Annotated in this window: 21 protein-coding genes; 14 read left to right on the forward strand and 7 right to left on the reverse strand. The window is 72.4% G+C overall.

The window, feature by feature from the left end; translation table 11 throughout:
- Positions 1-367 (forward strand): HNH endonuclease (locus IE250_RS18240; protein WP_189670738.1); only part of this gene is annotated, 367 nt, incomplete at its 5' end.
- A gap of 82 nt (positions 368-449) precedes the next feature.
- On the opposite strand, the gene IE250_RS18245 is transcribed toward IE250_RS18240, so the two are convergent.
- Positions 450-1613, reverse strand: a complete 1164-nt coding sequence (locus IE250_RS18245) for an endonuclease (RefSeq protein WP_189670739.1) — start codon at positions 1611-1613, stop codon at positions 450-452.
- A gap of 133 nt (positions 1614-1746) precedes the next feature.
- Between IE250_RS18245 and IE250_RS18250 the strand changes: the two genes are divergently transcribed.
- Together IE250_RS18250 and ppdK are read left to right on the forward strand one after the other, a co-directional pair.
- Entirely contained in the window at positions 1747-2685 is a 939-nt protein-coding gene (locus tag IE250_RS18250; RefSeq protein WP_189670740.1) for a Ppx/GppA family phosphatase, read from the forward strand.
- A 97-nt stretch (positions 2686-2782) separates the two neighbouring features.
- A complete protein-coding gene (ppdK, locus tag IE250_RS18255) occupies positions 2783-5491 on the forward strand; it encodes a pyruvate, phosphate dikinase (RefSeq protein ID WP_189670741.1) in 2709 nt (902 codons plus the stop codon).
- A gap of 24 nt (positions 5492-5515) precedes the next feature.
- On the opposite strand, the gene IE250_RS18260 is transcribed toward ppdK, so the two are convergent.
- Genes IE250_RS18260 through IE250_RS18275 form a run of 4 tightly spaced genes read right to left on the reverse strand, consistent with a single transcriptional unit; the run spans position 5516 to position 11822 of the window.
- The gene (locus IE250_RS18260) at positions 5516-6562 is read right to left on the reverse strand and encodes an ABC transporter ATP-binding protein (protein ID WP_189670742.1); all 1047 of its coding nucleotides are present in this window, start codon (positions 6560-6562) and stop codon (positions 5516-5518) included.
- Positions 6559-8112 carry an ABC transporter permease gene (locus IE250_RS18265; RefSeq protein ID WP_189670743.1) on the reverse strand — a complete coding sequence of 518 codons (1554 nt, stop codon included), beginning with the start codon at positions 8110-8112 and terminating at the stop codon, positions 6559-6561. Before IE250_RS18265 ends, IE250_RS18260 begins: the two co-directional genes overlap by 4 nt.
- Positions 8096-9136, reverse strand: a complete 1041-nt coding sequence (locus IE250_RS18270) for an extracellular solute-binding protein (RefSeq protein ID WP_229872575.1) — start codon at positions 9134-9136, stop codon at positions 8096-8098. The genes IE250_RS18265 and IE250_RS18270 overlap by 17 nt, the downstream gene beginning before the upstream one ends.
- Before the next feature lie 40 nt (positions 9137-9176).
- Positions 9177-11822 (reverse strand): AMP-binding protein, encoded by a 2646-nt coding sequence (locus IE250_RS18275; RefSeq protein ID WP_189670745.1) that lies wholly within the window; start codon positions 11820-11822, stop codon positions 9177-9179.
- 51 nt (positions 11823-11873) lie between these two features.
- On the opposite strand from IE250_RS18275, the gene IE250_RS18280 reads away from it, so the two are divergent.
- The 8 genes from IE250_RS18280 (at position 11874) to IE250_RS18315 (ending at position 19637) form a co-directional block, all read left to right on the forward strand.
- Positions 11874-12425 (forward strand): 4'-phosphopantetheinyl transferase family protein, encoded by a 552-nt coding sequence (locus tag IE250_RS18280; RefSeq protein WP_189670746.1) that lies wholly within the window; start codon positions 11874-11876, stop codon positions 12423-12425.
- A gap of 37 nt (positions 12426-12462) precedes the next feature.
- Positions 12463-13338 carry an oxygenase MpaB family protein gene (locus tag IE250_RS18285; RefSeq protein WP_189670747.1) on the forward strand — a complete coding sequence of 292 codons (876 nt, stop codon included), beginning with the start codon at positions 12463-12465 and terminating at the stop codon, positions 13336-13338.
- Between the two features lie 21 nt (positions 13339-13359).
- On the forward strand, positions 13360-14352 hold the full coding sequence (locus IE250_RS18290; protein ID WP_189670748.1) for a phosphotransferase family protein: 993 nt from the start codon (positions 13360-13362) through the stop codon (positions 14350-14352).
- Positions 14349-15704 carry an MATE family efflux transporter gene (locus tag IE250_RS18295; protein ID WP_189670749.1) on the forward strand — a complete coding sequence of 452 codons (1356 nt, stop codon included), beginning with the start codon at positions 14349-14351 and terminating at the stop codon, positions 15702-15704. Before IE250_RS18290 ends, IE250_RS18295 begins: the two co-directional genes overlap by 4 nt.
- 76 nt (positions 15705-15780) lie before the next feature.
- A complete protein-coding gene (locus IE250_RS18300; protein ID WP_189670750.1) occupies positions 15781-16074 on the forward strand; it encodes an Rv0250c family protein in 294 nt (97 codons plus the stop codon).
- A complete protein-coding gene (sdhC, locus tag IE250_RS18305; protein WP_189670751.1) occupies positions 16071-16895 on the forward strand; it encodes a succinate dehydrogenase subunit SdhC in 825 nt (274 codons plus the stop codon). Before IE250_RS18300 ends, sdhC begins: the two co-directional genes overlap by 4 nt.
- A 16-nt stretch (positions 16896-16911) precedes the next feature.
- Complete coding sequence (locus IE250_RS18310) at positions 16912-18888, forward strand: fumarate reductase/succinate dehydrogenase flavoprotein subunit (protein ID WP_189670752.1); 1977 nt, start codon at positions 16912-16914, stop codon at positions 18886-18888.
- The gene (locus IE250_RS18315; protein ID WP_189670753.1) at positions 18885-19637 is read left to right on the forward strand and encodes a succinate dehydrogenase/fumarate reductase iron-sulfur subunit; all 753 of its coding nucleotides are present in this window, start codon (positions 18885-18887) and stop codon (positions 19635-19637) included. Before IE250_RS18310 ends, IE250_RS18315 begins: the two co-directional genes overlap by 4 nt.
- Before the next feature lie 40 nt (positions 19638-19677).
- Here the strand turns inward: IE250_RS18315 and IE250_RS18320 are convergent, their stop codons facing one another.
- Both IE250_RS18320 and IE250_RS18325 read right to left on the reverse strand, forming a co-directional pair.
- Positions 19678-20910 carry an enolase C-terminal domain-like protein gene (locus IE250_RS18320; RefSeq protein ID WP_189670754.1) on the reverse strand — a complete coding sequence of 411 codons (1233 nt, stop codon included), beginning with the start codon at positions 20908-20910 and terminating at the stop codon, positions 19678-19680.
- 247 nt (positions 20911-21157) lie between these two features.
- Entirely contained in the window at positions 21158-21802 is a 645-nt protein-coding gene (locus IE250_RS18325) for a PAS and ANTAR domain-containing protein (RefSeq protein WP_229872576.1), read from the reverse strand.
- A gap of 399 nt (positions 21803-22201) precedes the next feature.
- Here IE250_RS18325 and IE250_RS18330 point away from each other — a divergent pair, with 399 nt between their 5' ends.
- From IE250_RS18330 to IE250_RS18340, 3 genes are read left to right on the forward strand one after another with little or no spacing between them, the layout of a single operon-like run.
- Positions 22202-22888, forward strand: coding sequence for a hypothetical protein (locus IE250_RS18330; protein ID WP_189670756.1), 687 nt, complete (start codon positions 22202-22204; stop codon positions 22886-22888).
- The gene (locus tag IE250_RS18335; RefSeq protein WP_189670757.1) at positions 22872-23336 is read left to right on the forward strand and encodes a phage holin family protein; all 465 of its coding nucleotides are present in this window, start codon (positions 22872-22874) and stop codon (positions 23334-23336) included. Before IE250_RS18330 ends, IE250_RS18335 begins: the two co-directional genes overlap by 17 nt.
- Positions 23333-23959: a DUF3618 domain-containing protein gene (locus IE250_RS18340; RefSeq protein WP_189670758.1), complete on the forward strand. Its 627-nt coding sequence runs from the start codon at positions 23333-23335 to the stop codon at positions 23957-23959. Before IE250_RS18335 ends, IE250_RS18340 begins: the two co-directional genes overlap by 4 nt.

The following is a 23959-nucleotide window of genomic DNA, read 5'->3' on the forward strand; positions in this document are numbered from 1 at the left end:
TCCGGTGCGGCACATCGACCACGTCACGCCGTTTGCTGAGGGTGGCGAGACGAGCCTGGGCAACGGGCAAGGGCTGTGCGTGCGCTGCAATCACGCGAAGCAGGCGCCCGGGTGGAGGCAGAAGACAGCAGAGATCGACGGCCGGCACGCGGTGGAGACGGTCGCGCCCACGGGGCACACCTATACCTACCTCGCGCCCACACCACCCGAGCCCGCCCAACCGGACGGGCGTGTCCCGCGCAGCCGGTACTCGATCGGCTGCCCCACCCCGCATCGCAGCGGGACGGTCAGCTACCGGCCACCCGGCCGGCGTCGAACACCGAGGCGGAGGCGCCCGGCCGACCTCTCCTGGGCGCCTGTCCGCTGAACCGGCGACCGCCGCGAGCACTCCTCGCGGCGGCCGTCGGCATACCCAGGACCCGGGACCGGATGACCGGCCCCGGGCCAGTTCACCAGACCTGTTCTGCCCACTCCGGGTGGTCGATGAACGGGTTCCGGTTGCCCTGCCAGTCGGTGTAGATGATCTCGTTGCGCCGGCGCTCGGTCGCCGAGACCGGGTCGGCCGCGTGCCAGGCCAGCAGCACCGTGATCCTCCCGTGCAGCGGCACCGAGCCGTTCGACGACGAGTCGTTCAGCTCGAGGTTCGGCCAGCCGTCGTCGCCCTCGTACCGCACGGCCATGTAGAAGAGCATCCGGGCGACGTCGCCCTTGACGTTGTCGGCCGGCTCGAACGAGTTGGCGTCGGTGAAGCAGTCCGGGCACTCGGAGACGGCCGACCCGCCGTTGTCGAAGTCCTTGTTGCCGCGGGTGGAGTTGACGGTGACGTCGGTGGGCCGCAGGTGGTGCAGGTCGGTGCCGGGGCCGGTCGCGGTGCCGAAGTCGCCGTGGCTCTGGGCCCAGGTGTGCTCGCGGTTCCAGTCGTCGGGGTCGCCGCCGTTGCTGGTCTTCGAGATCGACGTGCCCGAGTAGAGCTCGATGACGTTGTTCGGGTTGTTCGGGTCCTCGTCGGTCTCGCGCAACGCCGTCCACACGGTCGTGTAGCTCACGCCGGTGTGGTTGTCGATGATGCCGTGCAGGGCGGAACGCAGGGCAGTACCGGTCCTGCCGGCTGCGGCGTCGTAGTAGCCGGCCGGTTCTGCCTGGCCGCCGCCGTCGTCCCCGCCGCCGGAGCCCACGACCGCGAAGGCTGTGCCGTTCCGGAGCCCCGGGTGGCTGAAGTAGGCCGAGAGCGCGCCGGTGACGTCGAGCTGCTTGCCCATCAGGCTGGGGTTGGACGCCAGGCCGTAGCCCGAGCGGAAGGCGGTGGGGATCTGGACGTAGACCATCCGCGCGGTGCTGGTCTCGCCCGGGGTGTCGGCGAGGGCCAGCGCGTAGTCGTTGGGGAAGCCGCTGGTGACCACGGTGCTCGTAGCGGTCGGCTGTCCGACGACGTATCCCCGGACGGTCGCGGTCGAGCCGTTCTGGGTGGACGTCGCCTGCGCGACGGTGATCGGGGTGGCCGCATGGCCGGGCGCCGATGCGCCGACCTGGGCGAAGGCCAGGGCCAAGAGCACCAAGGCGAGGGAAAGGGCCAGGAGGGCGGGCCGCGCTGGGCGCCCGAGCAGTTGCCGCATGAACTGACCGTAGGTCAATAAAGTAGAACTATTGTAGCGAACAGGTAAATTCTGGGCATATGGGGCAGCGGTGCCATCCCGCAGGTGTGGACTGCCCTGCTTGCGATCGCCCGATCCGAGTAGCGTCTGCCCCATGCGTCTGGGCGTTCTCGATATCGGTTCCAACACGGGACACCTCCTGGTGGTCGACGCCCACGGTGGCGCAGCGCCGCTCCCCGCGTCGTCGCACAAGCAGCCGCTGCGTCTCGCCGAGCACCTGGACGACCAGGGCGCCGTCCGCCAGGCCGGCGTCGACGCCCTCGTGGAGTTCACCGCGCAGGCCGTACGCGCCGCGGAGGACAGGGGCTGCTCGGAGATGCTGGCCTTTGCGACGTCGGCCGTGCGCGACGCCGTCAACTCCGAGGCCGTGCTGAAGACCGTGCACGAGCGCACCGGGGTGCAGCTCGAGGTGCTCACCGGCGAGGACGAGGCCCGGCTGACGTTCCTGGCGGTGCGCCGGTGGTTCGGCTGGTCGGCCGGCCGGCTGGCCGTGTTCGACATCGGCGGTGGTTCCCTCGAGATCGCCGGCGGGGTCGACGAGGCGCCCGACGCCGCGTGGTCGCTGCCGCTCGGGGCCGCGCGGCTGGCCCGCACGCACTTCCGCGTCATGCCCGACGCCGAGGCGCTGCGCGCCCTGCGCCGCGACATCCGCGCCGACATCGCGCAGAACGCCGGGAGCCTGCTGCGCTCCGGGCGGCCCGACCGCGCCGCCGCGACGTCGAAGACCTTCCGCTCCCTCGCGCGGATCTGCGGAGCGGCGCCGTCGGGCGAGGGGCCGCTCGTGCGCCGGGTGCTGTCGCTCGAGGCCTTGAGCGAGCGGGTCGGCGAGCTGACCCGCATGACGCCCGACGACCTGGCCCGGCTCCCTGGCGTCTCGCCGAGCCGTGCGCACCAGATCGTCCCGGGTGCGCTCGTCGCCGAGGCGTGCATGGACATCTTCGACCTGACCGAGCTCGAGATCTGCCCCTGGGCGCTGCGCGAAGGCGTCATCCTCGAACGCATCGACCAGATCCCCCACATCGCCGTCGGCTGACGAGCCCGGCGCCGCGGCAGGAAAGCGTCACCGGTGAGGGTTAGCGTGAGAAGCAGGGTGCTCGCGGACGCGCACCCGCCGACGCGGGGTGACGACCATGCCGAAGTACGTGTACAGGTTCCACGAGGGTGGCAAGGACCAGCGCGACCTCCTGGGTGGCAAGGGAGCCAACCTTGCCGAGATGACCCGCATCGGCCTGCCCGTGCCGCCGGGGTTCACCATCACCACCGAGGCGTGCCGCGCGTACATGCGCGACGGGCGCGTGCCGCCCGGGCTGCGGGTCGAGGTGACCACGGCCCTGCGTGAGGTCGAGGACACGCTCGGTCGCCGGCTCGGGGCGCCCCGTGACCCGCTCCTCGTCTCGGTGCGCTCGGGCGGCAAGTACTCCATGCCCGGGATGATGGACACGGTCCTCAACGTGGGTCTCACCGACGCCTCGGTGCACGGCCTGGCCAACATGTCGGGCGACGAGCGGTTCGCCTGGGACTCCTACCGGCGCCTCATGCAGATGTTCGGCGCCACGGTCCTCGGGGTCGACGCCCGGGCGTTCGCCGAGGCGCTCGAGGCCCGCAAGGCCGCGGCCGGCGCCCGGTCCGACGTCGACCTCACGGCCGACGACCTGCGCGGGCTCGTGGACGACTACCGCCAGATCGTGAGCACTACGTGCGGCCGCGACTTCCCGCAGGACCCCCGGGAGCAGCTCGACCTGGCCATCGAGGCGGTGTTCGGCTCGTGGAACAGCGAGCGGGCGCGCCTGTACCGGCGTCGTGAGCGCATCTCGGACGACCTCGGCACCGCGGTCAGCGTCGTGGCGATGGTGTTCGGCAACCTCGGTGAGAACTCGGGTACCGGTGTCGCGTTCACGCGCGACCCGTCCACGGGAGACTCCGGCGCGTACGGCGACTACCTGCCCCACGCCCAGGGGGAGGACGTCGTGGCGGGCATCCGCAACACGCTGACGCTCGACGACCTGCGCGAGCGCGACCCGGGCTCGTACGACGAGCTCGTCGTGGCGATGCGGCGCCTGGAGACCCACTACCGCGACCTGTGCGACATCGAGTTCACGATCGAGCGGGGCCGGCTATGGCTGCTGCAGACCAGGGTGGGCAAGCGCACCGCGGCCGCGGCGTTCCGCGTCGCCGTGCAGCTGGTCGACGAGCACCTCATCACCCTCGACGAGGCGCTCGGCCGCGTCACCGGGGAGCAGCTCGGGCGGCTGCTGTTCCCGCGCTTCGACCGCACCGCCGACACCCCGCTCCTCACCCGGGGCCTGGGCGCCTCGCCCGGGGCGGCAGTGGGCGAGATCGTCCTGGACAACGCGCAGGCGCTGACGCGCACCCAGGCCGGAGCGAAGGTCGTCCTCGTGCGGCGCGAGACCAACCCGGACGACCTGGCCGGGATGATCGTCGCCGACGGGATCCTCACCGCCCGCGGCGGCAAGACCTCGCACGCCGCCGTCGTCGCGCGCGGCATGGGCAGGTGCGCGGTCGTCGGTGCGGAGGCGCTCGACGTCGACGAGGCGCACGGCGAGGTACGCGTCGACGGCGTCGTGCTGCGTCCCGGCGACGTCGTCGCGCTCGACGGCACGACGGGCGAGGTGTTCCGCGGCGACGTGCCCGTCGTCGACTCCCCGGTCATGCGGTACGTCGCCGACGGGCTCGACGCCGGCCTGCAGGCCGCGCCCGACGACGAGGTGCGCGACGTCGTGCACTCCGTGCACCGCCTGCTGACCCACGCCGACTCCGTGCGGCGCCTGCGAGTGCTCGCCAACGCCGACACCGCCGACGACGCCCACCGCGCCCGCGCCCGCGGCGCCGAGGGCATCGGCCTGTGCCGCACCGAGCACCAGTTCCTCGGCGAGCGCCGCCACTACGTCGAGCAGGTGGTCCTCGCCGACAGCGATGACGAGCGCCAGTCCGCCCTCGCGGGCCTGCTGCCACTGCAGCGCGCGGACTTCACCGCTCTGCTCGAAGCGATGGACGGCCTGCCCACGACGATCCGGCTCCTGGACCCACCGCTGCACGAGTTCCTGCCCGACCTCACGGACCTGTCGGTGCGCGTGGCGCTCGCGGAGGAGCGCGGGCGGGTTGACGAGCACGACGTGCGGCTGCTGGCGGCCGTGCGGCGCATCCACGAGCAGAACCCGATGCTCGGGCTCCGCGGGGTCAGGCTCGGGCTGACCGTGCCGGGGCTGTTCGCGCTGCAGGTGCGCGCGATCGCCGAGGCTACCGTCGAGCTGCGCCGGGCCGGGCGCGTCCCGCTCCCTCAGATCATGGTTCCGCTCGTCGGCTCGGTGCGGGAGATGCAGCTCGTGCGGGCCGAGACGGAGGGGGTGCTCGCGGAGGTCGCCCAGCGCAGCGGCGTGCGGCTCGAGATCCCGATCGGATGCATGATCGAGCTGCCGCGCGCCGCGCTCACGGCGCAGCGCATCGCGACCCAGGCGGACTTCTTCTCGTTCGGCACCAACGACCTGACCCAGACGACGTGGGGGTTCTCGCGCGACGACGTCGAGGGCGCGTTCTTCTCGGACTACCTCGAGAACGGGGTGCTGACCATCTCGCCGTTCGAGACGCTGGACGCCGACGGCGTCGGGGCGCTCGTCCGCATCGGCGTCGAGCGCGGCCGGTCGGCGCGCCCGGACCTGCACTGCGGGGTCTGCGGGGAGCACGGGGGCGACCCCGAGTCGATCCACTTCTTCCACCAGGCGGGCCTCGACGACGTCTCGTGCTCACCCTTCCGGGTGCCGATCGCACGACTGGAGGCCGGTCGGGCTGCCGTGCTCGTCGGCGAGGACACCACCACGTAGCCCGGTGCGGACTGCGCAGGCTCGTCAGTCGAGGACGCGGGGGTAGGTGCGCACCCGTCCGACCACGCTCACGCCGACGAGCTCGCCGAGGGCCGGCGCGTCCACCCCGAGGACGCGGGAGCGAAGCGGGTCCCGGGACTCGTCGCCCGCCGGGTCCAGCTCGACGACGGCGTCGTGCCCGAAGTAGGCGATGTCGCGCACGACGGCGTCCAGCCCGCCGGCTCCGGGGCGGGTCAGGGTGAGCTGCTCGGGGCGGATCATCACGTCGACGTCGCCGGCGGGGTACCCGTGCGCCGGCAGCGTGCCGAGCCGACAGGTGACGCTGCCGTCGGCCGCACTGCCGGCGATGAGCAGCGCGTCGCCGAGGAACTCCGCCACCTCGGCGTCGACCGGCTCGCGGTAGACGGTCCTGGGACTGTCCACCTGCCGGAACCGGCCGGCCTGGAGGATGGCAACCTCGTCGGCGAAGGAGAGCGCCTCGCCCTGGTCGTGAGTGACCAGGATGGTCGTGGCGCCGGCCGCGCGCAGCGCCTGGGCGGTCGCCTCGCGGGTCGCTGTCCGCAGGGCCGTGTCCAGCGAGGAGAACGGCTCGTCGAGCAGGATCAGGCCGGGGCGTGGGGCGAGCGCGCGGGCCAGGGCTACGCGTTGCTGCTGGCCGCCGGAGAGCTGCGCCGGGTGCCGCTCGGCGATCGCGGCGGGCAGGCCGACGAGGTCGAGCAGCTCGAGCACGCGGTCGTGGTGGCGGCGCCGTGGCCAGGGGAGACCGAAGGCGATGTTCCCGGCGACCGACAGGTGCGGGAACAGCGCACCGTCCTGGCGGACGTAGCCCACGCCGCGGCGCTCGGGCGGCACCCACGTACCGGGACCGGCGACGGTCCGGCCCCCGACGGTGATCGTGCCCGACCCGGGCCGCAGGAAGCCGGCGACCGCCCTCAGGAGCGTGGTCTTGCCGCTGCCGGAACCGCCCAGCACCGCCGTCGTCGTACCCTCGGCCACGGTGAGGTCGACGTCCTCGAGCACCGTCTCCCGGCCGTACCCGGCGCTCACGCCGAGAATCTTGAGCTCGCTCATCGCTCCTCCAGGATCTGCCGCCGCAGCAACATCGTGAGCGGCACGGACATCGTGATCATCACGGCGGCGAAGGGTGCCGCGGCCGCGTAGTCCAGCTCGCTCGCCTCGCGCCAGAACGCCAGCGCGAGGGTGTCCGTCCCGGTGGGGGCCAGCAGGAGCGTGGCGGTCAGCTCCGTGTTGACCGCGAGCGCCACGAGCACCAGCGCGGTCAGCACCGACGGCGCGACGAGCGGGAGGACGACGCGGACGAAGGCTGCGAGACCGCTCAGGCCCAGGGAACGCGCGGCCTCGGAGAGCTCTGGCCGTGCGGCGGCGAGTCCCGCGCGCAACGAGACCATCGCCCGGGGCAGGAACAGGATCGCGTAGGCCAGCACGATCAGCCCCACCGTCTGGTAGACGGGCCGGGCCCACCGGACGGCGAGCGTGACCATGGCCAGCCCGACGACGACGCCGGGGAGCGCGCTCGCGATGAAGGTCGTCCGCTCGAGAAGCAGGGTCAGGCCGGAACGGTGGCGGTTCAGCAGCCAGGCGCCGGGCAGGGCGGCGACGACGGCCGCCAGGGCGCCCAGCACGGCGAGACCGAGGGTGCTCAGGGTGACCTGCAGGAGGTCGGCGCCGAGCGGGTCACCCTCGGCGATGCCGTGGAGCAGCCACCGGACCACGGTCGCGACGGGGACGGCGACCGAGAGGGCGACCACGGCGGCGAGGAAGACGAGTGCTGGGGTCGTCCAGCCGCCGAGGACGGCGGGCACGGCGCGCCGCTGGACGCCCGACCCGACCCGGGCCACCCGGTGACGGCCCCGGGCCAGCAGGTCGAGCACGAGCGCCACCAGGCAGAGCGTGAGCAGCACCGAGGCGAGCAGGCTGCTGGACGTGTCGCTGAACCCCACGGCGTACTGCTGCATGATCGCGGTGGTGAAGGTCTGGAAGCGCATCATCTCCAGCACGCCGTACTCGGCCAGGAGGTGGAGCGCGACCAGCAGCGCCCCGCCGCTCAGCGCGGGCCGCAGGCGCGGCAGCACGGTGCGCACGACGGCGGCGGCCGGTGAGAGGCCGAGGGAGCGGGCCGCTTCCTCGTCGCCGGGGTCCAGCGTCCGCAGCAGGGCCGCCACCGGGAGGAACACGAAGGGGAAGTACGCCAGCGTGGTGACCAGCGCCGCGCCGCCGAAGCCGTCGAGCCACGGTGCCACGGTCACCCAGGCGTACGCGCTGACGAACGAGGGCACCGCCAGCGGGGCCAGGAGCAGCGTGCGCCACACTCCGGCCCCGGGCAGCGCGGTGCGCTCGACGAGCCAGGCGGCGGCCACGCCCACGACGACGGTGGCCGGCACCGTGACGACGAACAGCATCCCGGTGTTCGTGAGCAGCTCGCCCACGCGGGGGCGCAGCAGGTAGCTCGCAGCCTCGCCCGGGTCGGCGGAGAGCGCGTCGGGGACGACCACGAGCAGCGGCAGGAGCGTGAGTGCGGCGACCAGGGCCGCGGCCACGGCGACGCCGCGCGCGCCGAGGCTGCGCGCGCCGACACTCTGCGCCCTAAAGGATGCCGGCATCCGTCATCATCGTGACCACGTCGTCGGAGTTGAGGGTGAACGGGTCGACCGGCGGAGCGTCGAGGCTGGTCAGCGGCGGCAGTGCCGGGTCGGACTCGACCCCGGTGCCGACCGCGTACTCCATCGACCCGCTGTCGACCAGCACCTGCTGGCCCTCCGAGCTCGTCACGTAGGACAGGAACTGCTGGGCCTTGTCCGCCATGTCCGAGGAGGCGAGCACGCCGCCCGCCGACAGGCTGACGAACGCGCCCGGGTCCTGGTTGCCGAAGTAGTGCAGCTTCGTGTTCGCGCTGCCCTCCTTGTCGCCCGCCTGGTCGCGGTACCAGTAGTAGTGGTACATGATCCCGACCGGGACCTCGCCGGCGTTGACGGCCTGCATCGTGGCGATGTTGTTCTGATAGACCTCGGCGTTGTCGGCCAGGGCGTCGAGCCAGGCCTGGGTCTCCTGCTCGCCCTGGTCGGACAGCATGCCGGCCACGATGGCCTGGAAGTCCGCGCCTCCGGGCGCCGCGCCCCACCGGCCCGCCCACTCGGGTTCGGCGAGGTCCATGATCGACGTCGGGAGCTCGTCCTCGCTGATCAAGTCCGTGTTGTAGACGAGCACGGTCGACCGGGCCGCGATCGCCGTCCACTGCCCGGACGACGGCGCCATGCCGTCGCCGACCTGCGCCACGGTCTCCTGGTCCACCGGCGCGAGGAGGCCCGCCCGCTCCACGATGGTCATCGCCGGAGAGTTCTCCGTCAGGAAGACGTCGGCCGGCGAAGCGTCGCCCTCCTCGACGATCATGTGCCCCATCGAGGCGTCCTGGCCCTCGCGAACCTGGGTCTTGATGCCGGTCTCATCGGTGAACGCCTGCGCCCACGCCTCGGTGACGTTGCGGTGCTGGGAGGAGTAGATCTGCAGAGCGTCGGGGTCCGCCTCGAAGGCGTCCTCGCCCGATCCGCCGCCGCCGCAGGCGGCGAGCGCCAGGGGCAGGGTCAGGGTGAGCACGGCGGCGGCGCCGAGGTGTCGTCTCTGGGGCACGGGAGTCTCTCGTCTCAGGGGGTCTTCAGGCATGGGGTCTTCAGCGGTTCGGTCGGAGCAGCAGGTCCTGCAGCCGCCGCACGGGTTGGTCGGCGACGCGCCAGATGATGCAGCCGGCGGCGAGCGCGGCGAGGGTGGCGCCGAGGGCGCCGAGGGCGTCGGGGACCAGGCCGAGGATCGGGAACTGGACCAGGTAGACGTACAGGGAGGCCGACGCGAGCAGGCCGACCAGGGGCACGGCCCAGGCGGGAAGGCGCACCTTGGGCACGAACGTCAGCAGCGCGATGCCGGCGAGGATGGTGGCGTTGCGCACGAGGTCGTCGGGGAAGAAGGTCGCCCCGCCGACGACGGCGATGGCGAGCGTGAGCATGCGGCGCCGGCGGGTGTCGGCATACGCGACGGCGGCTCCGACCGCGAAGAGCCAGAACGTCGTCGGCATGATCCCGCGCAGCACGCCCTCACCGAGGGACAGGACAAGGAAGCGGGGCACCAGGGCGACGACCGCGACGGCGGCCGCGACGCGCCACGGCTGCAGCCGCCAGGCGCGTCCCACCCAGGGCACGGCGAGGATGGCGGCGAGGGTGAGCGTGCACGCGATCAGCGCGTCGACGAACCACAGCTCGTTGCGGAACCCGTAGGCGACGTCGCCGAAGATCCAGTTGACGAGCAGGATGTTGGCCCACCCGTAGCGGTCCTGGGCGATCATGCCGAACAGTGCGACCGCGACCGTGGGCACCGCGATACCGACCAGCGTGCGTAGGCTCGCCCGCCAGCGGCCGCGCGCCGTTGGCATCGACAGGCCGAACCGGGCGGCGTTGAAGCCGGCCACCGCGAGCAGGGTGTGCGCCCCGCCCAGGATGCTGAAGAGGTCGGCGTGGGAGCCGCAGATGATCACGACGGCGATCGCGCGGAGCAGGACCGACGTCTCCACGCTGCGGCTGCGCCACCAGCGCCCGCGTCCGCGTGCGCCGTCGACGGCGGTGGTGCCCGGCAGGTCGTGGACGGGGCGCGCCTGCTCGACGATCTCGCCGAGCGGGCGGTGGTGCCAGCCCACGGGCAGCGGGCCGACGAGCTTCTCGAGCCCGACGGACGCCTGCGCGTGGCTGAGCGAGTCACCGCCGTGCTGGACGAAGCTGCGACCGAGGTCGACGGCGTCGAGCCCGAGCACATCGCCCACGGCTCGGGCGACGCCCGTCGCGAGCGTCGGGCTGGTGTCGGCGGGCACGACGGCGCCCTGCGAGCTCTGCTCGCGGGGCTGCTGGTGCGGCTGCTCACGGCGGACCAGAGCGGCGCAGGCGAGCCGGTCGACCTTGCCGTTGGGCAGCCGGGTCAGCTCGGCGACGGCGACGGCGACCGACGCGGGGGAGAGCCCCGAGGCTTCGCCGGCGAGGCGCCGGACGAGCGCAGCCGTCTCGACGGGTACCGCGCCCGGAGCCGGTTCGACCGCCACGGTCAGGCCCGCGTCGTCGCCGCCGACGCACGCGACGTACCCGAGTGCATCCAGCGCCGACTCGACCATGTTCAGGTCGATCCGCAGTCCCATGACCTTGACGAACCCCGACCGGCGTCCGACCAGGCGCAGCAGGCCGTCCGGACCGATCCGTCCGAGGTCTCCGGTCCGCAGCTCGGACAGCATCGCACCGAGCGCGAGGTCGTCCACGTGCTCGGCGTAGCCCATCATCACGCCGGGACCGCGCACCACGACCTCGCCGGACCCGTCGGACGCCTCGGGCACGGTCGTGTCGAGGTGCAGGGACGTCCCGGCCACCGGCCGCCCGACGGCGTCCGGGTTGTCCGCCACGAGGGCCGGGTCGAGCACGCAGATGCGGGCAGTAGCCTCCGTCTGGCCGTACATCACGGCGAGCTCCCACCCCTGCCGCCGGCCCAGCGCGGCGGTGCGCAGGACGCGGTCGGGATGCATCCGCCCTCCAGCCTGGGCGAGCAGGCGCAGCGAAGCGTGTGGCCGTTCGAGCGCTCCGGTGGACTCGAGGAGCTCCACCGTGTGCGGCACGACCGCCATCGTTGTGACGCCCAGCTCGTCGACCGCGTTCCACAGCTCCTCGCCCAGGACCGATCCCTCGTTCAGGACCACCGAGCCGCCCGCGACCAGGTGCGAGTGCAGCACCGAGAGCCCGAAGCAGTAGTGGAGGGGAAGGCTGGTGATCGCCCGGTCGTCCTCGGTGAGCCGCAGTGCCTCGGCGATCGCCAGGGCATTGCTGCGGACGTTCTGCCGGGACAGCCGGACCAGCTTCGGCGAACCGGTGCTGCCCGAGGTGCTCAGCAGGAGGGCGAGGTCCGGATGCAGGAGATGGCGGGGAGCCGGCGTGAGCGTCTCGAACGGTCGCTCCGGGTCCCCGGTCGCCATGACGTCCGGCAGGTACCGGTCCAGGATCTTGCCCGTGCGGGCGTCGTCGGGCGTGACGAGCGCGACGTGGCCCGCCTGGAGCGTGGCCAGGTACGCCGTCACGCTGGCGAGGTCCGGTCGCAGCGGCAGGTGCACGAGCCGCCGGCCGTCGGCGACGTCCGGCAGCCGGCCGGCCACGTCGGCGACCGTGCGCCAGAGCTCCTCGTGGGAGAGGCCCTCGCCCGAAGCGGTGAGCAGAGCGAGCCGCCCGGTCAGCGCCTCGTCGGCCGACGAAAGGGTGCCACGGCTCGGGGCCACAGCGGGCGAAAGGGCGGTCAGCACGTAGGAAATGCTAACCTAACTTGCCCGTGTGTTTGACAAGAGGTGAAAGCCGTGATCCTCGAGATCTGGTGGTCCTCGCTGGCTGCGGCGGACCGTGATCTGCTCGGGATGCTCGACGCCGGTGAGCGCGCCCGGGTGGAGTCGCTCGAGCGCTCCGCGGACCGGGGCCGGTCCCTGATCAGCGCGGCGATGCTTCGTGTGGCGGTCGGATCCTACCTCGGGATCGCGCCGGCCGAGGTCGTGGTGGATCGTACCTGCGCCGAGTGCGGCGGCCCGCACGGCGCCCCTCGGATCGTGAGCCACGGCACACCGGCCCCCTCGGTCTCCGTCTCGCACTCCGGACTGCTGGCCGTGGTCGCGCTGGTCCCACGTGGGCCGGTCGGCGTGGACGTGCAGCGGCTCGGCGACCTCGCCGACCCGGCGGACGGTCACGGGTGGGCGACCAGAGAAGCGATGTTCAAGGCCGGGACGCCGGAACGGGGGGACGTCGTGGTCCACGAGCTCCGGCCGCCCCTGCCCGGATACGTCGCCGTCGCCGTGGCACCCGCCGAGCTGGAGGGCGCGCCCCGGATCACGCACTGGCCGCGGCCGATCCCCGCGTAGTCTCCGGCGTCGGCCGCGCGGGGCGGATACTGGCGGTATGCCGGTTGTCACGAGCCCTGTCGAACGTCTGCGTGCCCGGGTGGGCGACGCGCTCTTCATGCGCATCGCCGGGCCCGGCGGGTACGAGGAGCGGGACCGGATCCACCTCACACCCGGCCCTCGCTGGTTCGCCCCCGAGAGTCCCATCCGCCGGGTCCACGGCGACTCGGCGACCTTCGTGGGAGGGCTGCGGGCGCTGCTGCTGCAGTCGCTGCACCCGCTCGCGATGGCGGGTGTCGCCGGGCACTCCGGGTACCGCGGAGATCCGTGGGGGCGCCTCGCCCGCACCTCGACGTTCCTCGGCTACACGACGTTCGCGACCGCGGAGCACGCCCAGGAGATGGTCGACCGCGTGCGCGCCGTCCACGAACGGGTGCGGGGCAAGGCTCCCGACGGCCGCCCGTACCGCGCGAGCGACCCCCACCTGCTCAGCTGGGTGCACGTCGCGGAGGCCGACTCGTTCCTGGCCGCCCACCAGCGCTACGGCGAGAAGGCGCTCACCACGGACGAGGCCGACGAGTACGTCGCCCAGTCGGGTCGCGTCGCCCGCGCCCTCGGCGCCGAGGTCGTCCCGGAGACGGTCGCCGAGCTGGCCGACCGCATCGAGTCCTACCGCGGCGAGCTGGAGGCCACACCCGCGGCCCTCGACGCCGCCCGCTTCCTGCTGCGCGAGCCGCCGCTGCCCTGGCCCGCGCGCGGCCCCTACCGCCTGCTCGCGGCGGGGGCGGTGACGCTGCTGCCGTCCTGGGCTCGCGAGCAGCTGGAGGTCGACACCCGGTTCAGCCGCGTCCTCGGCGGGCCCGCCGGGTCAGTGGCAGTGCGTGCGGTGCGCTGGGGCATGGACTCCGTCGCGCGCCAGGGCCGGCGCTGGTGACCCTGCTCTAGCCTGGGCCTCGTGGAGAGCATCACCAAGAACCGCCAGTCCCTGGACACGCTCCGCGCCATGGTGGCGCGCGCCTACGGCCCTGACGCCGTCCCGGACGGGGAAACCTGGGTCGAGGAGCTGGGGCACGGCTGGTTCAACGTCGTCTACAAGCTCACTCTCGCGGACGGGCGTCAGGTCGCACTGAAGATCGCCCCGCCGCCCGACGTCGAGGTCATGACGTACGAGCATCGAGCGATGCGGACGGAGCTGGAGGCGCTGCGTCTCGTCTCCGCCCACACCGGCGTGCCCGTCCCGACGGTCGACTACGCCGACCTGGACCACGACCTCGTCGACGTCGACTACTTCTTCATGCCGTACGTCGCCGCCGACAATCTGGGCGTCGTCAGGGACGAGCTCGGCACCTCCGACCTCGAGCGATACAAGGCCGCGCTCGGCGCCGCGAACCGCGAGCTCAACACGATCCTCGGCCCGGCGTTCGGCCCCATCACCGCACCCACCTACCCGACCTGGCGCGCCGCGTTCACCGCGATGTTCGACGGCGTGCTCGACGACGGCCGCCGCCGGGGCGTCGAGCTCGGCCGGCCGTACGACGAGATCCGGGCGGTGCTGACCGCGCACGAACACCTGCTCGACGAAGCCACCGAGCCGCGCTACGTCGAGTGGGACCTGTGGGACGGCAACGCGCTGGTCCGCGACGGAGAGATCGTGTGCATCATCGATCACGAGCGCGCATTCTTCGGCGACCCGCTCATCGAGGTCGGGTTCGCCGGGCTCCTGACGTCGGCGTTCGGCGACGCCACGGCCTTCGCGCGGGGGTACGGCCGTGGGCCGCTCACCGGGCCCGAGGAGATCCGTCGCCAGCTCTACACGCTGCACCTCGCTCTCATCATGACCATCGAGACCGTCTATCGCGGCCACACCGACCCCGGCCAGTACGACTGGGCCCGCGAGCGCGTCGACGAGGTCATGACCGCACTGACGCGTGGGCGCCCGACTGCGTGACGGAGAGACAGTCCTCCGAGCAGGCGACCGCCCTGGGCGTGCGCCCCGTCGGGCGCCTGCTGTGGCACGCCTGCTCGCAGACGACCTTGTCGGTGGGTGTGTACGGCATCTACGCCCTCACGAATGCCTGGTTCGTCGCCCGCGGTGTCGGGCCGGACGCGCTGGCGGCGGTCAACCTCGTCGCGCCCGTCCTGCTGATCCTGGGTGCTGTCGGCACCACCGTCGGCGTCGGCGGCGCGTCGCTGGTCTCGCGGCGGCTCGGTGCCGGCGATTCCGGGGGCGCCGGGCGCGCCGCGGGCAACACGTTCGTCGTCTTCTGGGTGACCGCGCTCGTGGTGATGGTGGCCGGGCTGGCGGCACTCGAACCGCTGCTCACCGTCCTCGGCGCGCACGGCGAGGTACGCGGGTACGCCCGTGACTATGCGGTGGTCCTGCTGCTCGGGGCATTCTCGGCCACGGGCTTCTCGGCGCTAGTGCGGGCCGAAGGGCGGATGGCCTTCTCGACGATGCTGTGGGTAGGGCCGATCCTCGTGCAGATGACGCTCGATCCGCTGCTGGTCTTCGGCCTGGACATGGGCGTGCGCGGCGCCGCGCTGGGAACGGTCGGAGGACAGTCCCTCTCCACCGGGATGAGCCTGTGGTTCTTCTTCGTCCAGAGGCGGCGCCCGTACCGGGTCGGCCTGAAGCAGCTGCGCCCGCACCTGGCCACGATCGCCGCCGTCATCACGATCGGGGCGCCCTCGTTCCTCGCGGGATTCGGCGCGACCCTGCTCGTCGTGCTCGCGAACAACCGGCTCGCCGCCACGGGCGGCGCCGTCGCGCTGGCCGCGTTCGCCGTCGCGTCCAGGCTGCAGACCTTCGCCGCCATGCCCCACATGGGCATCGCGCAGGGTCTGCAGCCGGTCGCCGGGTACAACGCCGGCGCGCAGCTCTGGCCGCGGGTGCGGCGCGCCCGCGTGCTGGCACTACGGGCCACGGTCGGCTACGGCGCCGCCGCGGCCGCCGCGCTCGCTCTGCTCGCCGAACCACTGGTCGGCCTCTTCGTCGACGACGGCCCCGTTGCGACCGCGAGCGTCACCGCCGTGCGCATCATCGCCGCCGGGCTCGTCTTCTCCGGCGTCACGCCGATGGTCTCGAGCTACTTCCAGGCGCTCGGCCAGGCGCGCCCGTCGTACGCGCTCTCGCTGGGCACGCTCCTGGTGATCAAGATCCCGCTGCTGCTGCTCCTGGGAACGTTCGGCGGACCCGGGGTGTGGATCGGCCTCTCGGCGGGGGAGGCCGCCGCCGCGGTGGCCGCTCTCATCCTGCTGCGCGCCCAACAGGAACGCGGTGCGCGCGCCGCCCTTGCCTAACCCGGGTGTTCACGGCAGAGTCTGTGGTGACGCACCTCACACCGGCGTGAGGCGCGTCGCCAAGGGGGGTTGCCGAATGACGAACACCGAATTCGCGACGCTTCGCCGCTCGATCGAGCAGCTGCGCCACAGCGTCGCCGGGGTGCGCAACGCTTTCGGCGACGCGCCCGAGGTCCGCCGGCTCATCAACGATCTCGAGCGGCTCGAGATCGACGCGAGCGAGCTCGCCTCGGCCGAGCCCCTCCGGCAACCGGGCCTCCCCGGTCGGATTCCGGAGCACGTCGTCATCCCCGACACGCCGCTGGACGAGACGATGTTCAGCGACGCTGACGACGAGGGCCTCGGCGGCTACCACGGCGACCGGTCGTGACCACGACCGCCCGAGGAGTCGACGCGCGAGGTGTCAACAGTCCGGGGCGAGCTGCGGTCGGGGCGCGCACGCTGCGGACGGACCGGTGGTGGCTGCCGCCGACGGCGACCACGATCGGCCTGCTGATCTTCCTCGTGTACGGCGGGGTGCGGGCGTTCCAGCAGCAGTACTTCTTCGCGGACGAGCGCTACCTGACGCCGTTCTACTCGCCCTGCGTGTCGCTCGGGTGCGCGTCGGAGCCGGGCTCCGCGCACTTCGGGATGTTCATCCCCGACCACCCGCTCATCCCGTACGCGGCGCTCAGCCTGCCGTTCCTGCTGCTGTTCCGGCTGACCTGCTACTACTACCGCAAGGCGTACTACCGGTCGTTCGTGCTGGCGCCCGCCGCCTGCGCGGTGCCGGAGCCGCACGCGACGTACACGGGCGAGACGCGCTTCCCGCTGATCATGCAGAACGTCCACCGGTACTTCTTCTATGTCGCGGTGGTCATCTCGGTCATCAACACCTACGACGCGATAGTCGCCTTCCGGCATCCCACTGACGGGTTCGTCGTCGGCGTCGGCAACCTCGTGCTGCTTGGGAACGTCGCCCTGCTGTGGTGCTACACGGCGTCGTGCCACTCGTGCCGGCACGTGATGGGCGGCCGGCTCACGCACTTCTCGAAGCATCCGGTTCGCTACTGGCTCTGGACCAAGATCTCCGCGCTCAACGCGCGGCACCAGTTCTTCGCGTGGATCACGCTCGCCACGCTCATCCTCACGGATCTGTACGTGATGCTCGTCGCGCGCGGGACCATCACCGACCTGCGACTCATCGGCTAGGAGAGGGAGCCCGGCCTTGACCGAGACCGAACAGCACGACTACGACGTCCTCGTCATCGGCGCCGGGGGCGCTGGGCTGCGCGCCGCGATCGAGGCGCGCGAACGCGGGCTGAGGACGGCCATCGTCTGCAAGTCGCTGTTCGGCAAGGCGCACACCGTGATGGCCGAGGGCGGGTGCGCCGCGGCGATGGGCAACGTCAACGAGAACGACTCCTGGCAGGTGCACTTCCGCGACACGATGCGCGGCGGGAAGTTCCTCAACAGCTGGCGGATGGCGGAGCTGCACGCGAAGGAGGCGCCGGACCGGGTCTGGGAGCTCGAGACGTACGGCGCACTGTTCGACCGCACCAAGGACGGCCGGATCAGCCAGCGCCACTTCGGCGGGCACACGTACCCGCGGCTCGCGCACGTCGGCGACCGGACGGGGCTGGAGCTTCTCCGCACCATGCAGCAGCGCATCGTGTCGCTGCAGCAGGACGACTACGCCGAGACCGGCGACTACGAGGCGCGGCTGCGCGTGTTCGCCGAGTGCACGGTCACGGAGCTGCTGACCGACCCCTCGACGGGCTCAGGGCAGGCCGGCGCGATCGCCGGGGCGTTCGGGTACTGGCGGGAGTCGGGCCGGCACGTGGTGTTCTCGGCGCCTGCGGTGGTGCTCGCCACGGGCGGCATCGGCAAGTCGTTCCAGGTCACGTCGAACTCGTGGGAGTACACGGGTGACGGCCACGCCCTCGCGCTGCGCGCCGGCGCGAACTTGATCGACATGGAGTTCGTCCAGTTCCACCCGACGGGCATGGTCTGGCCGCCCAGCGTCAAGGGCATCCTGGTGACCGAGGGCGTGCGCGGCGACGGCGGCGTGCTCAAGAACTCGGACGGCAAGCGCTTCATGTTCGACTACATCCCCGACGTGTTCAAGGGCCAGTACGCCCAGACCGAGGACGAGGCGGACCGCTGGTACGAGGACCAGGAGAACAACCGCCGCACGCCCGACCTGCTGCCCCGCGACGAGGTGGCCCGCGCGATCAACACCGAGGTGAAGGAGGGCCGCGGCTCCCCGCACGGCGGTGTCTACCTCGACATCGCGAGCCGCATGCCCGCGGAGGAGATCCGGCGCCGCCTGCCGTCGATGTATCACCAGTTCAAGGAGCTGGCCGACGTCGACATCACTGCCGAGCCGATGGAGGTCGGCCCGACCTGCCACTACGTGATGGGCGGGATCGAGGTCGACCCGGACACCGGGCAGTCGCGCGTACCGGGTCTGTTCGCGGCGGGGGAGTGCGCTGGCGGGATGCACGGGTCGAACCGGCTCGGCGGCAACTCGCTCTCGGACCTGCTGGTGTTCGGCCGCCGCGCGGGGCTCGGCGCTGCCGACTACGTCGTCGGCCTGGAGCGCCGTCCTGCCGTCCGGGAGGCGGACGTCGAGGTCGCGGCGGCCATGACGCTCGCGCCGTTCGACGCGCACCCGGCCGCCGCCGGGGGCGAGAACCCGTACACGCTGCACGCCGAGCTGCAGCGGGTGATGAACGACCTGGTCGGCATCATCCGCACGGAGTCGGAGATGATCTCCGCGCTCGACCGGCTCGGCGAGCTGCGGGCCCGGCTGCACGACGTCGTCGTCGAGGGCCACCGGCAGTACAACCCGGGCTGGCACCTGGCGCTCGACCTGCGGAACATGCTCATGGTCAGCGAGGCCGTGGCCTCCTCGGCCCTGCTGCGCACCGAGAGCCGCGGCGGGCACACCCGCGAGGACCACCCGGGGCTCGACCCGCGGTGGCGGCACCGGGTGCTCGTCACGCACTGCGTCCGGGCCGGGGCGGACGGCGGTGTCGTGGTGCCGCGGATCGCCGTCGAACCGGCGGAACGGGCCCCGATGCGCGCCGACCTGCTCGCACTTTTCGACCTGACCGAGCTGGAGAAGTACTACACGGCGCCCGAGCTGGCGGGGCACCTGGATCGCGTCGAGGCCCAGCACACCGAGGGAGGCACGGCATGAGCTACCGGGGCCGGTTCCGCGTGTGGCGCGGGGACGCCGACGGCGGCGCCCTGGCGGACTTCCAGGTGGAGGTCAACGAGGGCGAGGTGGTGCTCGACGTCCTCCACCGGCTGCAGGCGACGCAGACCCCCGATCTCGCGGTGCGGTGGAACTGCAAGGCGGGCAAGTGCGGGTCGTGCTCGGCGGAGATCAACGGGCGGCCAAGACTGCTGTGCATGACGCGGATGTCCGTCTTCGAGCGCGACGAGGTAGTGACCGTGACGCCGATGCGGAGCTTCCCGGTGATCCGTGACCTCGTCACGGACGTGTCGTTCAACTACTCGAAGGCGCGCGAGATCCCGTCCTTCACGCCGCCACCCGGCCTGGCGCCGGGCGAGTACCGGATGGGGCAGGTCGACGTCGAGCGGTCGCAGGAGTTCCGCAAGTGCATCGAGTGCTTCCTGTGCCAGGACACGTGCCACGTCGTGCGCGACCACGAGGAGAACAAGCGGTCGTTCGCCGGCCCGCGCTTCCTCATGCGGATCGCCGAGCTCGAGATGCACCCGCTAGACGTCGCCGACCGGGTGCAGGCGGCACAGGACGAGCACGGGCTCGGCCTGTGCAACATCACCAAGTGCTGCACCGACGTGTGCCCCGAGGGGATCCACATCACCGACAACGCGCTCATCCCGATGAAGGAGCGCGTGGCGGACCGGCGCTACGACCCCCTCGTCTGGCTGGGCCGGACGATCTCGCGCCGGCGGAGCTGAGGAGCGAGCGCTCGGTACGCATCGCTCAGTACCGCATCGCTCAGTACCGCGGAAGCGCATCCGTGAACGCGGCCCGGTTCCACGGGAAGTGCGTGTCACAGGTGTAGGCGAGGTTGGGGATGGCCGCCGCCACGTGCGTCATGGCCGCCAGCGAGACGCCGAGGTGCGAGTTCGAGTGCATGGACACGCCCATGTTCGTGGCCTCGCAGATCGCGGCGAGCTCCTTCGTCCGGCGCAGGCCGCCCCAGTAGTGGTGGTCGCTCAGGAGGATCTGGACGGCGTCGCTCCGGACGGCGGGCAGGATGTGCTCGGTCTCGACCACGCACATGTTCGTCGCGAGCGGCAGCCCGCTCTCCGCGTGGATCCGGCTCATCCCGTCGATGCCCAGCACGGGGTCCTCGAGGTACTCCAGCACTCCGTCCAGCCGGCGCGCCACGTCGAGGGCGGTGTCGTGCCGCCAGGCCCCGTTCGGGTCGATGCGCAGGGGCAGCCCGGGGAACTCCTCGGCCAGGGCGAGGATCGACTCGACCTCGACGTCCGGGTGCAGGGCACCGGCCTTGAGCTTGATCGACCGGAAGCCGTACCGGTCGATCAGCCGCTTGGCCTGCGCCACTATGCCGTCGGGGTCCAGCGCCGCACCCCACTCGTCGTCGTCGGCCCCGATGTGCCCGCCCCACTTGAAGAAGAGGTACGCGCTGTAGTCGACGCTGTCCCGCAACCTGCCGCCGAGGAGCTCGCTGACGGGGCGACCGAGCAGCTTGCCCTGGCCGTCAAGAGCCGCCACCTCGATCGGGGCGAACGTCACGAGCCGCGCCTGCGCTCCGAGGTCGGGCCTCAGCCGCCGCAGCACAGCGGAGATCGCCGACTCGATGCGGGAGGTCGCGAACACGTCGAGCCCGAGCAGCTCGGCCTCGAGCGCCGGGACGACGTCCGGCGGCAAGGCGTCGCCGCGGCCCTCGCCCCACGCGACGACGTCGCCGATCTCGAGACGCACCAGGGTGCGCAGGGCCAGCGGCTCGTGCACACCGGCCGCGTTGAGCAGCGGCGGGTCGGAGAAGGCCAGGGGGTAGACGGTCGGCAGGACCACCGACCAGAAGACCCTCAGCTCGCCCGCGCCGTCGAGCCGCGCGGCCTCCTCGAGCTCCTTGGGTACTTCCTTCATGAACTCGGTCATGACGAGGATGGCGAAGCCCCACGCGACGATCGGCACGATCATCCCGGCGAGCGAGTCGGTGAGGTTCAGGTGCAGCAGGGCCGCCTTGTCCCGGGCCATGTTTCTGTTCCGCCCGGCGTTGGGGGGGCGGCGGCGAGGGCGTGTGTCCTGCACTGTCGGTCCACTCGGGCGTCCTCACCCAGGCCTTCTCCTGGAACAGCTCCGCGAGCGGCTCGGCGCTCGCGGCATCGCTCGCCGGGCGCGCCGCCGACACGTGGGGCGCCTCCGCGGCACTAGCGCAGGCGCCCCTTGCCGGGCTCGTCCTTCTTGTTCTCGCTCTGGTCCTCGCCCGGGTCGTCCGAAGGGTTCAGCCGCCTATCCGGCGCGGACGCCGGGTCAGCAGGGGATCGTGACCCCGCGGCCGATCCACCGGGTGCAGGGCATCCAGAGCCTGGGCCAGCGCGTCCGGCGTCACAGGCTCTCCGTCGGCGCCGGCGCGCAGCGTGGCCATGATCTGGTCGGCCGCAAGGCGCAGCGAGACACCGGCCCGCCTCGCCGCCCAGACCAGGGTCTCGGAGGCCGTCGCCTCGTCGACGCCGCGCAACGCGACGATGACGCCCTTGACCTGCTCGATCGTGGCCTGGCTGATGAAGGCGCGATTCACCGCGAAGTCCGCCCGGCGGTCCAGCGCCTCCTTCTGGACCGGCGTCACGTCGACGACGTAGCCGACCAGCTCCGGCGACTGGACACCCGGGCAACCCTGACCGGTGACCACCACCGAACGGGTCCGGCCGTTCCGGTCGACTATGCGGTGCGCGCAGGCGAAGGGCCGGCCGAGCCGCAGCGCCTCGCCGGCGGCCCGGACGACGCGGCCGCGGTCGTCGGGGTGCTTGCGGGAGCGGAGCGCCTCGAGGCCGGGCTCGACCTCGTCCCGCTCCCACCCGTGCATGGCGTAGACCTCGTCCGACCACCACCAGCTGCCTGACGCGAGCTGCACGCTGTAGCGGCCCACGAGGAGGTTGGTCCCCAGGCCGAGGCTGCTCGCAAAGTCATCTGCCGAAAAGCCCTGCGCCGGTGCCGCGGTTTCGCCTCCAGCGCCATCCATGACGGCCGTCTGAGGGTGCTTGAGCGCTGACACGTGAACCTCCAGATCCGTTTCGGACCGGAAGCCGCTTCATGACTTCGAGTATCCAAGTGTAGTGCTGTTCGGACGATTCGGACAGCCCTGTCCTCTAGTTTCTTTCCCGCTGGGGTCGGCCGGGCAGATCCCGTCGGTTGCGAGTGGCGCCCGTCGTCCTACGTTGGTGCGTGGTCAGGAAGAGGCCGCACTGGTGGAGCACGGACCCCGGCGGCTCGTGCTCTGCGATCCCGCCTGGTCTGTCCGGGCGAGGACGACGACAGGAGTCCGACCATGAGCGAGACGAACGTTCCGTACGGCGGAGGGGCCGGTGCGCAGGGATCCTGGGCGCCCGGCCATACGACAGGCGGCGCCGGGGCGGATGCGCCAGGCGTCAAGGAACGGGTCACCGAGGCAGCGTCGCAGGTGGGTGACGCCGGCCGGGAGACGGCCCAGGAGGCGCGGGAGCGGGTGCGCGACGTCGCCCACGAGGCGGGCGACCGGACCCGCGGGCTGGTCGACCGCACGCGGGCCGACCTCAGGACCCAGGTGCAGTCCCAGCAGCAGCACCTTGTGGGCGGGCTGCGGGCGCTGGGCGACGAGCTGGGCCAGATGGCCGGCGGGACCCGGGACCCTGGCTACGCGAGCGACCTGGTGGAGCGTGCGGGGGAGGTCACCGCCCGGGCCGCACGCTGGTTCGAGGAGAGGGAGCCCGCCGACGTCCTGCACGAGGTCGAGGACTTCGCCAGGCGCCGGCCGGGCGCGTTTGTCCTCATGGCGGCGGGCGCGGGCCTGCTCGTCGGGCGGTTCCTGCGCGGCGCGAAGGACGCGTCCGGCGGCGACGGCGACGCGGCCCGGCGTCCTGGCAGGTCCGGGAAGGGCCTCGCGTCCGCGGGGACGCCGCCCGCGCTCCCGCCGACGACGTCGGACGGCCCGGGGCCGCAGACCACCAGGAGTGAGACCTATGTCGAGCACACCTGACCCGTTCGCCACGTCCAGCGCGGCGCGGCACGCGACAACGGGCCCGGGCCCCGAGCGCACGGCCGGCCAGCCGAGCGTGGGGGAGCTCGTCGGTGAGGTCAGCCGCGACCTCTCGACGCTGATCCGGCAGGAGATCGAGCTGGCGAAGGCGGAGGCGAGGCAGTCCGCCCGGCGAGCCGGGAAGGGCGCCGGGATGTTCGGCGGCGCGGGCGTGGCGGGCTACATGGTCCTGCTGTTCCTGTCGCTCGCGCTGTGGTGGGCGCTCGGCACCGCCATGGGTGGCGGCTGGTCCGCGCTGGTCGTCGCCGCCGTGTGGGCGGTCATCGCCGCGGTGCTCGCCGCCCGCGGGCGCGCGGAGCTGCGTGCGGTGGAGGGGATGCCGCAGACCGCCGAATCGGTCAAGAAGATCCCCGACGCACTGCGAGGAAACGAGGAGAAGAACTCATGAGCACCAGCGATCCGAACGAGATCCGGGCCAACATCGAACGGACGCGCGACGAGCTCAGCCGCGACGTCGACACGCTCGGCGACAAGGTCAACCCGAGCCACGCCGCGCGGCGCCAGGCGGACCGTGTGCGGTCACGCGTGACCCGCATGAAGGACCGGGTCATGGGTACGGCGCAGCACACTATGGGCTCGGCCGAGGGCACCGCGCACGAGATGGCTGACCGTGGCCGGGAGGCGGCGGCGTCGGTCGCCGGCTCTGCCCGGAACACCGCCTCGTCCGTCGCCGAGACCGTGGGCTCGGCGCCCCGCGCGATGCGCGAGCAGACGCAGGGCAGCCCGCTGGCCGTGGGCCTTGTGGCCTTCGGTGTGGGGCTCGTGGTCGCGTCGCTCTTCCCGTCGAGCCGCACGGAGCAGCGTGCCGCCACGGCCGTCCAGGAGGGGGCCGCACCGCTCGTGGGCGACGTGAAGGCGGCCGCGACCGAGGTCGCCCACAACCTCGAGGAGCCGGCGCGGGAGAGCGCGGAGGCCGTTCGGGACACCGCGAAGGAAGCAGCGCAGTCGGTCGCAGAGCACGGTCGTGAGGCCGCCTCCGACGTCCGCTCGCGGGTGGCGGGCACCGACTGA

Origin of the sequence: Promicromonospora soli (assembly GCF_014653785.1) — a bacterium.
In the GTDB taxonomy this organism is placed as follows: Bacteria; Actinomycetota; Actinomycetes; order Actinomycetales; family Cellulomonadaceae; genus Promicromonospora; species Promicromonospora soli.